Source organism: Bacillus sp. 204(2023) (assembly GCF_037027505.1).
Lineage (GTDB): Bacteria > Bacillota > Bacilli > Bacillales > Bacillaceae > Bacillus > Bacillus subtilis.
The window spans coordinates 88,958-102,763 of record NZ_JAXCHE010000005.1 but is presented as its reverse complement, the minus strand read 5'-3'; the positions used below and the strand labels follow the sequence as shown (position 1 = coordinate 102,763).

At 45.8% G+C, this 13,806-nt stretch carries 14 protein-coding genes, 1 other RNA gene and 1 pseudogene; 5 read left to right on the top strand and 11 right to left on the bottom strand.

Translation table 11 applies throughout. The annotated features are described in order from the left end of the window. Positions 1 to 24: 24 nt before the first annotated feature. The 6 genes from WA279_RS12025 to secG all read right to left on the bottom strand — a co-directional run bounded on the left by WA279_RS12025 (position 25) and on the right by secG (position 5,616). Entirely contained in the window at positions 25 to 819 is a 795-nt protein-coding gene (locus tag WA279_RS12025) for an SDR family NAD(P)-dependent oxidoreductase (RefSeq protein WP_003228388.1), read from the bottom strand. Between the two features lie 182 nt (positions 820 to 1,001). Continuing rightward, positions 1,002 to 1,364, bottom strand: a transfer-messenger RNA (tmRNA) gene (gene ssrA, locus WA279_RS12020). Positions 1,365 to 1,540: 176 nt separating this feature from the next. After that, complete coding sequence (gene smpB, locus WA279_RS12015; RefSeq protein ID WP_003220025.1) at positions 1,541 to 2,011, bottom strand: SsrA-binding protein; 471 nt, start codon at positions 2,009 to 2,011, stop codon at positions 1,541 to 1,543. 144 nt (positions 2,012 to 2,155) lie between these two features. Next, the gene (rnr, locus tag WA279_RS12010) at positions 2,156 to 4,495 is read right to left on the bottom strand and encodes a ribonuclease R (RefSeq protein WP_021480613.1); all 2,340 of its coding nucleotides are present in this window, start codon (positions 4,493 to 4,495) and stop codon (positions 2,156 to 2,158) included. An 18-nt stretch (positions 4,496 to 4,513) separates the two neighbouring features. After that, the gene (locus WA279_RS12005; RefSeq protein WP_003242610.1) at positions 4,514 to 5,254 is read right to left on the bottom strand and encodes an alpha/beta hydrolase; all 741 of its coding nucleotides are present in this window, start codon (positions 5,252 to 5,254) and stop codon (positions 4,514 to 4,516) included. Positions 5,255 to 5,385: 131 nt separating this feature from the next. Continuing rightward, positions 5,386 to 5,616, bottom strand: coding sequence for a preprotein translocase subunit SecG (secG, locus tag WA279_RS12000; protein WP_003220028.1), 231 nt, complete (start codon positions 5,614 to 5,616; stop codon positions 5,386 to 5,388). 148 nt (positions 5,617 to 5,764) lie between these two features. Between secG and WA279_RS11995 the strand changes: the two are divergent. Beyond that, positions 5,765 to 6,540: pseudogene (locus tag WA279_RS11995) on the top strand (alpha/beta fold hydrolase). Positions 6,541 to 6,573: 33 nt separating this feature from the next. On the opposite strand, the gene WA279_RS11990 reads toward WA279_RS11995, so the two are convergent. Beyond that, positions 6,574 to 6,807 carry a helix-turn-helix domain-containing protein gene (locus WA279_RS11990; RefSeq protein ID WP_009968172.1) on the bottom strand — a complete coding sequence of 78 codons (234 nt, stop codon included), beginning with the start codon at positions 6,805 to 6,807 and terminating at the stop codon, positions 6,574 to 6,576. A gap of 151 nt (positions 6,808 to 6,958) precedes the next feature. On the opposite strand from WA279_RS11990, the gene rghR reads away from it, so the two are divergent. From rghR to WA279_RS11970, 4 genes are all read left to right on the top strand, one after another. Continuing rightward, positions 6,959 to 7,366 carry a transcriptional repressor RghR gene (gene rghR / locus WA279_RS11985; protein ID WP_003220034.1) on the top strand — a complete coding sequence of 136 codons (408 nt, stop codon included), beginning with the start codon at positions 6,959 to 6,961 and terminating at the stop codon, positions 7,364 to 7,366. Between the two features lie 29 nt (positions 7,367 to 7,395). After that, a complete protein-coding gene (locus WA279_RS11980) occupies positions 7,396 to 7,815 on the top strand; it encodes a helix-turn-helix domain-containing protein (RefSeq protein ID WP_336155494.1) in 420 nt (139 codons plus the stop codon). Between the two features lie 91 nt (positions 7,816 to 7,906). Next, a complete protein-coding gene (catR, locus tag WA279_RS11975) occupies positions 7,907 to 8,233 on the top strand; it encodes a catDE operon transcriptional regulator CatR (RefSeq protein WP_003242888.1) in 327 nt (108 codons plus the stop codon). A 127-nt stretch (positions 8,234 to 8,360) separates the two neighbouring features. Continuing rightward, entirely contained in the window at positions 8,361 to 10,061 is a 1,701-nt protein-coding gene (locus WA279_RS11970; protein WP_336155493.1) for a methyl-accepting chemotaxis protein, read from the top strand. 39 nt (positions 10,062 to 10,100) lie between these two features. Here the strand turns inward: WA279_RS11970 and opuBD are convergent, their stop codons facing one another. Genes opuBD through opuBA form a run of 4 tightly spaced genes read right to left on the bottom strand, consistent with a single transcriptional unit; the run spans position 10,101 to position 13,545 of the window. After that, positions 10,101 to 10,781 carry a choline ABC transporter permease OpuBD gene (gene opuBD / locus WA279_RS11965; protein WP_336155492.1) on the bottom strand — a complete coding sequence of 227 codons (681 nt, stop codon included), beginning with the start codon at positions 10,779 to 10,781 and terminating at the stop codon, positions 10,101 to 10,103. A 16-nt stretch (positions 10,782 to 10,797) separates the two neighbouring features. Then, a complete protein-coding gene (gene opuBC / locus WA279_RS11960) occupies positions 10,798 to 11,718 on the bottom strand; it encodes a choline ABC transporter substrate-binding lipoprotein OpuBC (RefSeq protein ID WP_336155491.1) in 921 nt (306 codons plus the stop codon). 11 nt (positions 11,719 to 11,729) lie between these two features. Further along, the gene (gene opuBB, locus WA279_RS11955; RefSeq protein ID WP_003228370.1) at positions 11,730 to 12,383 is read right to left on the bottom strand and encodes a choline ABC transporter permease OpuBB; all 654 of its coding nucleotides are present in this window, start codon (positions 12,381 to 12,383) and stop codon (positions 11,730 to 11,732) included. A gap of 16 nt (positions 12,384 to 12,399) precedes the next feature. Continuing rightward, positions 12,400 to 13,545: a choline ABC transporter ATP-binding protein OpuBA gene (opuBA, locus tag WA279_RS11950; RefSeq protein ID WP_251188147.1), complete on the bottom strand. Its 1,146-nt coding sequence runs from the start codon at positions 13,543 to 13,545 to the stop codon at positions 12,400 to 12,402. Positions 13,546 to 13,806 lie beyond the last annotated feature (261 nt).

The window sequence follows — 13,806 nt, the reverse complement described above, 5'->3', positions numbered from 1 at the left end:
AAAACCTCTCCTGTTGGGAGAGGTTTAAAAGACACTGCGGACCAAACCGCCGTCCGCCCGAAGTGCCGCGCCATTGATCGCAGAGGAAAGCGGGCTGCTTAAAAATGTAACGAAGTGGGCGATTTCTTCCGGACGGATCAGTCTTTGAATAATAGATGTCGGCCGGTTTTCTTTCATAAAACGTGCCTCAGCTTCTTGAACAGTCAGGTTTTCACCAGGATACAGCGAGTTCAGCATGGTTTCCACACCCTCTGTTAAGGTAGAGCCCGGCATGACGGTGTTGACTGTGACATTCGTGCCGGTTGCCAGCTCCGCCAAACTGCGGGAAATGGACAGCTGCATCGTTTTTGTCGCACTGTAATGGGCCATTTCCTGTGACGGCATAATCGCCGCTTCACTGGCAATGAAAATCACACGCCCTTCTTTTTTCTCTATCATGTTATGCAAATACCTGCGTGTCAGCCTTACACCGCTCATAATATTCACTTCAAAAAAACGAAACCATTCATCGTCGGGAATATCAAAGTACTCCGCCGGTTCAAAAATCCCTAAATTGTTGACCAAAATATCAACCTCTGGATATGCCTGAAACAGCTCATTGCAGCCTTCTTCAGTTCCCAAATCAAATGCGGCCGGATAAAGAACCGCTTCAGCATGTTGTGTTTTCAGTTCATCTATCGTCTGATTCACTTTCTCTTCCCGGCGTCCGTTAATGATCACTGCCGCACCTTCTTCAGCTAATGAAGAGGCAATAGCTTTTCCGATCCCTGATGTCGAACCGGTCACCAATGCGGTTTTTCCTTGTAAATTCAGCTTCATTATTCATCCCTCCGTTTTTGATTCCTCTTATTTATTGACAGAAATCTGATTGGTGAAACATCTGCTCTGCAATCAGTATGAAACAGCTGGGTTTGAAATGGAAGTACGCACTTTTTGGTGCCTGTGGTTTGGAGAAAAAATAAAGCAGAACCTCTTAAGAGGTTCTGCTTTATTGTCAGTATGTATGGAGACGGTGGGAGTCGAACCCACGTCCAGAAACATCGATTACTTAAGCGTCTACGAGCGTAGCCTGCATATTTATGGTTTCACTCATCTTCTTGCCTGCGGGCGGGCCTTCCGAGAGCTAGTCTGTTCATCTCTTCTTACGTTCTCAGACAGGAACGCAAGCGTAGCCTACTTGGATGTGCTCTTCACAGACACATAGGCAATGTCAGGAAGAGCTCGCTGCGCTTATTAGGCAGCTAATGCTACGTTTTGGTTAAAACTGTTAGTTTTGCCAGTTATATTTAAGTGCGTGTTTACGAGATCGCCTCTCGGCTCGCAGCTCAAGCTCGATCCATCCCTGTCGAATCCGTAACGTCCCCTTGGTATAAGGGAAATACGGGAGAAAATATCAAGCTCTCACTCAAACTGGCTATAGTCTTATTATAACATGATCACGGCTCTTTTCAATTGTCAAATCCTTCAAATGAATGGCGTCGTGATCTGATCGTGAACACAGTATAGCACAGGCCTGATTTTCGAATCAAGCACTATGCCTTTAGAAGCCTTTTTGACTGTCTCTGAACGCTCTTTCGATTTCCCGCTTCGCGTCCTTGCGCTTCAGATCTTCCCGTTTGTCATAGTTCTTCTTCCCTTTTCCAAGGCCGAGAAGCACTTTGGCAAAGCCGTTTTTTAAATACAGCTTCAGCGGAACGAGAGAATAGCCTTTTTCCTTTGTTAACCCGATCAGCTTATTAATCTCCTTGCGGTGCATTAACAGCTTTCTTGTCCGAAGCGGATCGTGGTTATAGCGGTTTCCCTGCTCATATGGGCTGACGTGCATATTGTGGAGAAACACTTCTCCCCGTTCGATTTTGGCGAAGGAATCCTTAAGGTTTACGCGGCCGGCGCGAATCGATTTGATTTCGGTTCCTTGCAGAACGATGCCTGTTTCATAGGTTTCTTCTATAAAATAATCGTGGTTGGCTTTCTTATTTTGAGATAATACTTTTCCTGACCCTTTTGGCATGCCAGAACCTCCTCTCTCTAAGGAAAAACTGTCCACCTTTTGCGATACGCTCTATTTTACCAAATGTCACGTACCGCTACAATGAAAAGCTGTTTCCGAAAGAAAGCAAATAGAGCGCTGCGGCCCTATTTGCTGGTTGAGCTGCTATTTCTTCTTTTTCCGTTTCTGTTTCGGCGCATTCTGGAAGCCGCGTTTTTTCTTTTTCTTCTTCGGCTTAGTGAACCATTCCCCTTTTTCCTCAGACGGAGCTGGAGAAACAGGTGTATTGGTGCTTTGAACACGTTTTCTGGCAGGCTTTCCGCGTTTTCTGCTCCGGCTGCTGTCCAATTCTCTCGGACGCCGCGGAGTGCCCTTCATGCCGACAATTTCAAAGTCGATATTGCGCTCATCTTTATTGACATCGACAACCTTGACTGTGATTTCATCCCCGATGCGGAAGACGTTGCCTGTCCGCTCGCCAATCATTGCGAAATGCTGTTCGTCAAAGCGGTAGTAGTCATCTGTCATAAAGCTGACATGGACGAGTCCTTCAATTGTATTCGGCAGCTCGACGAACATTCCGAAGTTTGTCACAGAGCTGATCATGCCGTCAAACTCTTCACCGATTTTATCAAGCATGTATTCCGCTTTTTTCAGATCATCCGTCTCACGCTCGGCGTCAACTGCACGGCGCTCCATTGATGATGTATGTTCGGCGATATCCGGCAGGCGTTCAGCCCACTTTTCCTGAGTCGCTTCATCGACTTTGCCGTTGATCAAATACGTTCGGATCAGGCGGTGAACGATTAAGTCCGGATAACGGCGGATCGGCGATGTGAAATGCGTATAGAATTCCGTTGACAGACCGAAGTGCCCCAAGCTTTGCGGGTCGTATTTCGCCTGTTTCATCGAACGGAGCATAACAGTAGATATAACCGTTTCCTCTGGTCTGTCACGCACAGCGTCCAGAATGCTTTGCAACGCGCGCGGATGAATATTCCCCGCCGTTCCTTTCACCACATAGCCAAATGTCGTCACAAATTCTAAAAACTTTTGCAGCTTTTCAGCATTCGGCTCTTCGTGAATCCGGTATATAAACGGGACGTTCATCCAATGGAAATGCTCTGCCACTGTTTCGTTTGCTACAAGCATAAATTCTTCAATCAGCTTCTCGGCGACAGAGCGTTCTCTGATCACAACGTCTTTAACCGCTCCTTCGTCATCAACAAGCACCTTTGCTTCTTTGAAATCAAAGTCAACGGCGCCGCGGTCCATCCGCTTATCGCGAAGAATTTGAGCCAGGCGCTCCATGTCTTTGAACATCGGAACAAGAGGCTCGTATTTTTGCTTCAGCTCTTCATCATCGTCAACAAGAATTTTATTCACATCTGAATATGTCATTCTTTCCGTTGTTTTGATGACACTTTGGAAGATCTCGTGCTCTGTCACCTGTCCCTGACTGTTAATTGTCATTTCACAAGAAAGCGTCAGGCGGTCAACCTTTGGATTTAAGGAGCAGATGCCGTTTGACAATCTGTGCGGAATCATCGGGATGACACGGTCAACCAGATACACACTTGTCCCTCTTTCAAGCGCTTCTTTGTCAATCGGCGAGTTTTCGGTTACGTAATGGCTGACATCAGCTATGTGAACGCCAAGCTTGTAGCTTCCATCATCAAGTTTCGTCACGGTAACTGCATCATCCAAATCCTTCGCATCCGCACCATCAATGGTGACAATCACCTGGTCACGGAGATCACGGCGGTCTTTCAGATCTTTTTCATCAATCGTGTCAGGCGTACTTGATGCCTGTTCCATCGCGTCAGCTGGAAATTCTCCCGGCAGGCCGTGCTTATGAATGACCGATAAAATATCAATGCCCGGGTCGTTTTTGTGGCCGAGAATGGTTTCAACCTCACCCTCTGCGTTCATGCGGCCTTCAGGATAGCTCGTCAGCTTGACAACAACCTTATGCCCTTCCGCAGCTCCATTTTTCCCATTTTTCGGAATGAAGATGTCACTCGTGATTTTTTTGTCGTCCGGAATGACAAAGCCGAAGTTTCTCGTTTCTGTATACGTGCCGACAACCCGCTGAATCGCTCTTTCTAAAATCCGTATGACGGTTCCTTCCTGCCTGGAGCCGCTTGACTGTGAATTCAGACGCACCATGACGATATCGCCGTTCATTGCCGTATTTAGCTCATTAGGCGGAATAAACACATCACTTAACGACGAATCCTCAGGCAGCAAAAAGGCGAATCCTTTCGCATGGGCTGAAATCTTTCCTTTTATTAAATTCATCTTCTCCGGAATGCCGTAGCGGTCGCTTCTCGTCCGTACGATAAGCCCTTTTTCTTCCAAGGCGACTAACGCTTTGACTAGCTCTTTAAACTCCTCGGCTTCCGTAATATTTAACATCTCCTCAAGTTCCTGAACGGTCAGAGGTTTGTACGCCTCTTCCTTCATAAACGAGAGAAGCTTTTCCATAAATGCTTCTTTTTCCATTATCCGACCTCCTGTTGATTACCAATCGAGCTTCTCTAAAAATTCATACACATCCTGATGGACGAGGTCACGTTCTTTGTCGAGTGTAATGACATGCCCTGATTCCTCGTACCATTTCAGCTGTTTATCATCAGTTTCCACTTCGTTGTAAATAATATTGGCGCTTTCGGTATTAATCATGTGGTCATGACGGGCCTGCACCACAAATGTCGGTGAATAAATCATATCGACATTATTCCGCACATCAGCAATTAAGTCTTGCAGCGCCTTGAGGGTATTCATCGGCGTTTTTTCGAATTCCTTCATTTCCTCTTCAATTTGCTCCGGGCTTTTCCCCTCAAACTTTTTGTAATTGCGAGCGTATGAAAGAACGCCTTGATACATGACCTCTTCACTCTTAATATGCATCGGTGCGCACATTGGGACAATTCCCTTTATGGGTACAGTGTAACCCAATTTCAGCGAAAAAACCCCGCCAAGCGACAGTCCGCAGGCAGCAATGCTCTCATAGCCTTCAGATTTTAAGTATTCATAGCCATCCATTACGTTTTTCCACCAGTCTTCGGGCCCCGTATGTACAAGTTCTTCAGGCGGGACGCCATGTCCTTCATATTGAGGCGCGTGGCACGTATAGCCGCGTTCATTCAAATATCGTCCCAGCATCCTTACATCCGCTGTATTGCCTGTAAAGCCGTGCAGCAAAAGCACCGCTTTGTCTCCGCCTTTAAATGTAAATGGTTTTGGTGTCACAACTTTCATGCTCATGTCTCCCTTTCTATCTGCACGATCATTATAGTTTTCCACAGTTTAATCAGAAAAAAACGTTTTGAATATCAGCCAGAAACGTGAAAAAGGCCTGACTTCACATCAGACCTTATACAAACATTGCCCTATAGGATATAAGCAAGCGCAATCGTTAACACGAAAAACAAGACTGCCAGCACTACCGTAATGCGGTGCAAAATTAAATCAAGACCTCTTGCTTTTTGTTTCCCGAAGAGCTGCTCCGCTCCGCCTGAAATCGCACCAGATAATCCGGCGCTTTTACTGGATTGAAGCAAAACGACAATAATAAGTGCAATGCTGACGATAACCAACAAGGTAATCAAAACTGCGTGCATCCCATACACCTCCAGACTCACTGGCTACATTACTTCTATTTTACATGAAAAGGGTTGGCATGTCACGCTGTATCAGACGCCAAAAGGCCGGATAAGACGTTTTATCTTGGTTACCCTATTCATATGAAAAGGTCAAAGGAGAAAAGCGATGCCGCTTATCAGCATAGACAGCAGGAAACATCTTTTTTATGAAGAATATGGACAGGGAATCCCTATCATTTTTATCCACCCGCCGGGCATGGGACGCAAGGTTTTTTATTATCAGCGCCTTCTATCCAAGCATTTCAGGGTGATTTTTCCCGATTTAAGCGGCCACGGTGATAGTGATCACATCGATCAGCCAGCGTCTATTTCCTATTACGCAAACGAGATCGCGCAATTCATGGACGCTTTGCACATTGATAAAGCTGTGTTATTCGGGTATTCTGCCGGAGGCTTAATCGCGCAGCATATCGGCTTCACCCGCCCGGACAAAGTGTCACACCTTATTCTGTCCGGCGCCTACCCCGCTGTTCATAACGTAATCGGCCAGAAGCTGCACAAACTGGGAATGTATCTGCTTGAAAAAAACCCCGGTTTGCTCATGAAAATCCTCGCTGGCAGCCACACAAAAGACAGACAGCTTCGCAGCATATTAACAGACCATATGAAAAAAGCAGACCAGGCCCATTGGCATCAGTATTATCTGGATTCGCTTGGCTACAACTGCATTGAACAGCTGCCCCGCCTAAACATGCCAATGCTGTTTATGTATGGCGGCCTGCGGGACTGGACCTTTACAAACGCAGGCTATTACCGAAGAGCGTGCAGACATGCCGAATTTTTCAGATTGGAATATCAGGGACATCAATTGCCGACAAAACAATGGAAAACGTGCAATGAGCTGGTGACAGGGTTTGTGTGCTGACACATCATTCAAGATAGAAAAAGCTTGGATCTCCTTGCGTTTTCTCTATCTCATTGACTTTTGTCAACAAAATCATAGTAAAAAAGATCCTCAAATTTCAAATTAAAATAGTGAAGCATTTTACCAATCACAAGCTGCCCCGGCCTTCTTTCTCCATTCAGCACGCGGCTCAGTGTGGCGGGTGAGACTCCGATTTCCAGCGCAAGCTGATTAAGGGAATAATCGTTATTAACCATATACTGCAAGACATAATCACGTCTAATCTGTATCTTTTCTACTGGCACTTTCCTCACCTTCCATTCCTGAAAAACTTTTTTCTATACTTTTACATTACGGCTTATGTTAACTTTTGTCAATACATTTCCAGTCTGCCTATTCCCTTTAGTCAATAAACATACTAAAATATGAGTAACAGTGAGGGACGGGGTGAGATATATGGAAAGCTTTGGCGAACAATTACGGGCATTGCGTGAAGAGAGAAAGTTAACAGTCAACCAGCTGGCGACTTATTCAGGCGTAAGCGCGGCCGGCATCTCCAGAATCGAAAACGGAAAACGGGGCGTTCCCAAACCTGCCACCATCAAAAAACTGGCGGAAGCCTTAAAAATCCCTTATGAAGGGCTTATGTATAAGGCTGGTTACATCGAAGAAGTGCATGAAGCCAGGGCCCCTTATGAAACGAAGTGCAAGCTGCTTGAAAAAGCGGAGGCCTATGACCTGAAAAACCTTGCGCTTCTTGAGAACGAAAAGTGGCAATATCTCAATAAAGAAGATTTGCTCATGCTGGATCATTATTTTTCGTTTATTTCAGACGAAGCCAAAAAACGGTCTGCTGATGACTGACTCTTGATAGAAATGTGAGGCGATAGACCATGTCACCGTTCGGACAGCAATTACGGGAGCTGCGCTGCGCCCGCAAACTGACAGTGAATCAACTTGCGGTGTACTCAGGCATCAGCTCTGCCACCATTTCAAAAATTGAAAACGGCAAGCGCGGCACGCCAAAACCTGCCACGATTAAAAAACTGGCAGCCGTCCTGAAAGTGCCGTACGAAAACCTAATGGCCGCCGCAGGCCATATTCAGGCCTTTCCTGAAGAAATCCGCGAAGCATCTGAAAGCTATCAATCCGTTTATGACATTTACCAGACGGCTGTCACTCGCGGAGCGGAGCACCTCCCGATTTTCAATAGTCAAAAATGGGAACATCTCTCAAAGCAGGATATTGAAAATCTCAGCAAATACTTCGATTTTTTGTCTTCAGAAGCAAAAAAACGCGCCTCTTCCTCATAATCTCCTGGTTCTCTTTCTATATTTTATCAATCACGCTCGCATACCTTCCCTCGTTATTTGCGTTATAATAGTGACAGACGAGGTGAAAAGTATGAACCAATCAGAAATGTGTCCTAGATTTGAAAAAGCAGTCGACATCTTAAGTAAACGCTGGGTCGCTTTAATCGTATTTCAGCTCTTGAACGGGTCGCAGCGATTTAGCGAAATTGAAGCAGCACTTCCAAATCTAAGCGGCAGAGTTCTGTCAGAACGGCTGAAAGAACTTGAGCTTGAAGGAGTAGTAAAGCGGGATGTCATCCCTGAAACTCCGGTTCGCATCGAATATTCATTGACCGATAAAGGAAAGGCGTTAGCCCCCATTTTAGGTGAGATATCTAAATGGGCGACTGAATGGATTGACCCTTCCTTTCTTGACTAATTGCTAAAACGGTTCTGATCTCAAAGACGAGAAAAGAGCCGTTTTTTATTTTTTTCCAGGTGAAAAAACGATTTCTCAGCCGATATATAGTACATCCACACATTACGTTTTTAAAGGAGACCACTATATGCGACTGACGATTTCCCGCAAATTCAGCCTGGTATTTTTGACACTGATCCTGATCAATTTACTTGTAGGCGGAATAGGCGTTCTTAATATGCAGCATATCATTCAAAAAACAGATGAAATCAACACAAAATGGATTGACGGCATCAAAGAAATCACATCGATTAATTATGTAACCGAGCACCTGTCTTCTAAAGAAAAGGACTTTCTGATTTATACAGACAAAAGCAAAATGGATACACTTGATCAAGAAATGAATCAAATCATGGAAGACATTAACCAAAAGCTCGATAACTACGAAATAACAATCTCCACTGATAAAGAGCAGAAACTGTTCGAGCAGCTTCAAACTGAAGTGAATACCTATATGGATATTCATGCGCAAATTATCGAAAGCGGCCGCACGAATGACATGGACAAAGCAAGAGGTTTATTGGTTCAGACTGAGGCCAGCTTTGAGGATATGAAAAAAACAATCACTCAGCTTGTTGACTTAAATCAAGAAGGCAGCAACACAGCGGTAAAAGAAACGAAGGCCGTCTATCATAAAGGGCTCATTTACACTGCTTTGCTTGTGGCAGCATCGATCCTCATCAGCATTTTCATCTGGCTTTATATCACGCGAAACATTGTAAAGCCTATCATTCGCATGAAGGAATCTGCCAATCATATTGCCGAAGGCGATCTGTCGAACGATATGGAGCCGCTCAACTCAAAAGACGAGCTGGGTGATCTGAATGAAGCGCTGCAAAAAATGGTAGGGAATCTGAGAGATATTGTCGGATATTCTAAAGACATATCAAGCCGGGTTCTTTCTTCTTCACAGGTGCTTGCAACCGCAACGAATGAAACAAGATCCGGCAGCAAACATATTACCGAGACGATGAACGAAATGGCTGAGGGCTCTGAACAGCAGGCCCAAGACGCGGTGACGATTGCCGAATCGATGAATGAGTTCACCGAAAGCATTGATAAAGCCTATAATCACGGCATCACCATCAGCGATACGTCTCAAAACGTTCTCGAACTCGCGGTAAGCGGAAACGAAAATATGGCTACGTCATTACAGCAAATGAAAACCATCCATCATATTGTTGAAGAAGCCGTGTATAAAGTGAGATCACTGGAACAGCATTCTCAGGATATCAACAAGCTCGTTCAAGTCATCAACGGAATTGCCGAGCAAACGAATTTGCTGTCCCTTAACGCCGCGATTGAAGCTGCCCGCGCAGGAGAAAGCGGCAAAGGCTTCGCCGTTGTGGCAGAGGAGGTCAGAAAGCTGGCTGACGGCGTTTCTGATTCCGTGCAGGATATTACCCGGATTGTAGGCGGGACACAGCAGGAGATCCACACTGTCATTACGTACTTGGAAAGCAGCTTTACAGAAGTCGAAAAAGGAACGGAAAACCTGACAGACACCGGGCAGGCTATGCGGCATATCAAGCAATCCGTCACTCATGTTGCAGACAGCATTAAGGAAGTAACGGATGGCCTGAAACAGTTAACAAACCAATCGATTACCATCAATCAATCGATTGAAAATATCGCTTCTGTATCCGAAGAGTCGGCTGCCGGCATTGAAGAAACATTTTCAATAACCGAGCAATCCGCCCATTCAATGGATCAAGTGCTTCAAAATGCTGAAGAGCTTGAGCAGCTGGCGAAGGAGCTTAATGAGAAGATGGGTCAGTTTACGATTTAAATAGAAAAAAGAGGCTGGAGTCCAGCCTCTTTTTCTATTCTATGCAGCTGATTGAACGTGTTTCGCCCCGGTTCTTTTTTTCTTCACCGGACTTAATGCCCGCTCCAGCCAGGCCATGAGCAAATCCGCCCCTACCGCCATTACCGCAGTTGGTATCGCTCCGGCTAGAATAATCGCAGTTCCGTTTGTTGCGTTTGAGCCGCGGACAATCATGTCCCCAAGGCCTCCGGCACCGACAAATGTGCCAATCGCTGTAATTCCGATGGCAATGACGAGAGCCGTGCGAAGGCCCGCCATAATGACAGAAAGTGCGAGCGGGAGCTCAACCATTCTGAGCACTTGGAATTTCGTCATGCCCATTGCTTTTCCCGATTCTAAGTAGGCATGCTCAATACTGATAATGCCTGTGTACGTGTTTCGAATAATCGGCAGCAGGGAATACAGAAACAATGATAGAATCACGGTATTTGTGCCGAGCCCCATAACAAGCATTAAGACGGCCAGCATAGCGAGCGCCGGGATTGTTTGAATAACGTTTGTTACGGCAAACACCCAGGCTGACAAACGGCGAAAATGCGCGATGAGGATTCCGGCCGGAACCCCGACGACAGCGGCAAACAATACGCCGTAAGCCGACATGAGAAAGTGGCGGCCGAATTCATCCATGACGTAACTGCCATTCTGCGCGTAATACGTCATTAACTGTTCAAGCACGTTCATTGACCTCTTCCCCCTTTCACGATTCGAAGTAGTGATGTTTTTCTAAATATTCCTTGGCAACGACAGACGGTTCTTTGAGATTGCCGTCGACTTCATAGTTAAGCTCCTGCATCGTGGCTGTGTCGATTTTTCCGAGCATTTTCTTGATGATGCCTTCAAGCTCAGGATGTTCTTTGAGCACCTTTTCCGGAACAACCGGAGAACAGTCGTACGGCGGGAAAAATTGTTTATCATCCTTTAGCATTTTGAGACCATAGGACTTGATTCTTCCATCGGTTGAATACGCAAGCACAATGTCCATTTTTCCGCTTTTCACCGCGTCGTACACAAGGCCGATCTGCATCGGATACGTGCCGCCGAATGTCATGCCGTAGGTTTTCGTAAAATCCTGATAGCCGTTTCCTTTGAGCTTCATCCAATAGTTATCAACGCCCAGCTTTAATTGCGGCGCCCATTTTTTAACGTCTGATACGGTCTCTAAATGGTATTGGTCGGCCAGCTCCTTGCCGACTGTAAAGGCATATGTATTATCAAACCCGTAGGAGTCATACCACTTTAAATCATATCTTTTTTTAAACTCCCGCTGAGTAAGCGCCAGCGCTTTGTCCGGATCTTTTTCAGGTTCCATTCTCAACGTGCCTGTCAGCGCGTCTCCCGTATATCTTGTGGCCGCAATGTCGATTTCATCATTCATTAAAGCCTGCTGCTGCACCGCGTTGGAGCCAAGATTTTTAATCGTTGTTGTTTTGAGATCAGTATGGTGTTCGATCAACTGGCCAAGCATGCTGGCGATGATTTCTGATTCGCTCATGCTTTGCGCGCCGATTTTAATGGTCTGGTCTGCAGCAGCGCTGAGACCAGGAAGCGAACAGCCGCTCAGCGTCAGCGTTGCCGCAAGTGCTAAACCTATCATTAATTTGAGATATTTTCTTTTCATGAGCCGCCTCCTTATGACAATTCCTTCAATCTCTGCATGCCGGCAGGTGTCAGTTTTCGTTCAGCAACTGCCAGCACATAATCAATCACAATTGCCAATATCGTGACAGGTACCGCGCCCCCTATGATATATTCCGGCTGATATAAATTCAGTCCGATAAAAATGTAATCACCCAATCCGCCGCCTCCGATAAAGGAAGCAAGCGTGGCCCAGCCGATTAAGTAAATCGTCGATGTTCTGATTCCCGCCATGATCACTGGCGCGGCAAGCGGCAGCTCCACCAAGCGGACTTGTTCAGCCGGCGTCATTCCGATGCCTTTACCAGATTCGAGCAGATTTTTGTTGACGCCGCGAATGCCGGTATACGTGTTGCGAAGAATCGGCAATACGGAATAGAAAAACAAAGCCACAATGGCCGGAACCTTCCCTACACCAAGGAGCGGGATAAAAAAAGCGAGGATGGCCAGACTCGGCAGCGTCTGAATGATATTGACAATGCCGATAATGGTGCCGGCTCCTTTTTTCATTCTAGTAAGCACAACCCCGAGGGGGACGGCAACCAGCACACCTAAGATCACAGCAATGAGCGATATCGTAATATGCTCGTATGTTTTATAAAGAAGCTCGCCCCCATTGGTTTGCAAAAATTGAACAATATGATGCATGACTTATCGCCCCTCCCTATGACAATGCTGCGAGCTGCTTTTCTTCTCCCCAGAGGGAGTCATACACGATGTCGACCAGACTTGCCCTCGTCACAATTCCGATCAGGCGTCGGTCTTCATCCACAACGGGAACATATTTGACACCCCGTTTTAAAATTTTGCGGACCGTGTCGCGTAGCAGTGTGCCGCCCAGTACTGTGTATATATCTTCATGTAAAACTTCACTGACGAGATTGGCCTTTTTCCGGCAATGATCAATGATTTCAACATCGACATAGCCTTGCAGAATGTGCTCGTCATCAACGACCAGCAATGAATCGACCCGTTCCTGCCTCATCAGCTGAATGGCCTCAGAAAGCGTTTTATCCGCGGTGATCGTTACAGGCTGTGTGTTCATAATCTGGTCAACCCGTTCAACATCCGGGCTGGATGACTGAATCAGCCGCTCCTTGCCGATAAATTCCTCAACAAATTCGTCTGCCGGATTTCTTAAAATGTCATCGGGCGTTCCAACTTGAACGATTTCTCCCGCTTTTAAAATCACAATCCGGTCTGCCAGCTTAATCGCTTCATCCATATCGTGGGTAACAAATACGATGGTTTTATGTAAGGTTTTTTGCAGTTTTTTAAATTCTTCCTGGAGGGAATCCCTCGTAATCGGGTCGAGTGCCCCAAACGGTTCATCCATTAAGATAAGCGGCGGCTCCGCGGCAAGTGCCCGTAATACACCAATTCGCTGCTGCTGCCCCCCGCTTAATTCATGAGGGTAACGGTCTACATATTCTGGCCCCATATCGACCAATTTTAAAAGCTCACGCGCCCGTTCTTTCCGCTGCTGCTCCGGCCATTTCAGCAGTTTTGGGACGAGTGAGATATTCTGCTGAATGGTCATATGGGGAAACAGGCCGATCTGCTGAATCACATAGCCAATTTTGCGCCTGAGCTCTACAGGATCCTGGTCCATGATGTTTTCGCCGTCAATGAAAATCTTTCCGGCGGAAGGCTCAATTAATCGGTTAATCATTTTCATTGTTGTCGTTTTTCCGCAGCCGCTCGGCCCGATAAAGCAGATAAATTCGCCTTTTGCAATCTTAAGATTTACGTTGTTCACGGCTTTTTTGCCGCCCTTGTATGTTTTCGAGACATTTTCTAATGTCAGCAAACATCGCACCTCCAAAATTAAGTTTATTCAATTTGTTCAGTTTAAATTTAATTTTTCAGACAATTGAATGCTTTCCATTATAGAATAAAGTTTATAAAATAAAAAGTTTACAATTTGTTCATATTATTTATAAAGTATGTGTAAACGCTGATTTACCCGCATTGACGTGTGTTGATCTCCTTATTGCTCCAATTTCCTGCCAAATTCTCTTTTGACAGCATTTTCGCCGTATCAAAAATGTGGTATATTGACATCGGAATT

What these genes read in the sequence shown, in the direction of transcription:
- WA279_RS11970 (WP_336155493.1), top strand. Translation starts at nt 8,361, where the DNA reads ATGCGACTGACGATTTCCCGCAAATTCAGCCTGGTATTTTTGACACTG.
- WA279_RS12025 (WP_003228388.1), bottom strand. Translation starts at nt 819, where the DNA reads ATGAAGCTGAATTTACAAGGAAAAACCGCATTGGTGACCGGTTCGACA.
- opuBD (WP_336155492.1), bottom strand. Translation starts at nt 10,781, where the DNA reads ATGAACGTGCTTGAACAGTTAATGACGTATTACGCGCAGAATGGCAGT.
- rnr (WP_021480613.1), bottom strand. Translation starts at nt 4,495, where the DNA reads ATGGAAAAAGAAGCATTTATGGAAAAGCTTCTCTCGTTTATGAAGGAA.
- secG (WP_003220028.1), bottom strand. Translation starts at nt 5,616, where the DNA reads ATGCACGCAGTTTTGATTACCTTGTTGGTTATCGTCAGCATTGCACTT.
- WA279_RS11980 (WP_336155494.1), top strand. Translation starts at nt 7,396, where the DNA reads ATGTCACCGTTCGGACAGCAATTACGGGAGCTGCGCTGCGCCCGCAAA.
- rghR (WP_003220034.1), top strand. Translation starts at nt 6,959, where the DNA reads ATGGAAAGCTTTGGCGAACAATTACGGGCATTGCGTGAAGAGAGAAAG.
- catR (WP_003242888.1), top strand. Translation starts at nt 7,907, where the DNA reads ATGAACCAATCAGAAATGTGTCCTAGATTTGAAAAAGCAGTCGACATC.
- smpB (WP_003220025.1), bottom strand. Translation starts at nt 2,011, where the DNA reads ATGCCAAAAGGGTCAGGAAAAGTATTATCTCAAAATAAGAAAGCCAAC.
- WA279_RS12005 (WP_003242610.1), bottom strand. Translation starts at nt 5,254, where the DNA reads ATGAAAGTTGTGACACCAAAACCATTTACATTTAAAGGCGGAGACAAA.
- opuBB (WP_003228370.1), bottom strand. Translation starts at nt 12,383, where the DNA reads ATGCATCATATTGTTCAATTTTTGCAAACCAATGGGGGCGAGCTTCTT.
- opuBC (WP_336155491.1), bottom strand. Translation starts at nt 11,718, where the DNA reads ATGAAAAGAAAATATCTCAAATTAATGATAGGTTTAGCACTTGCGGCA.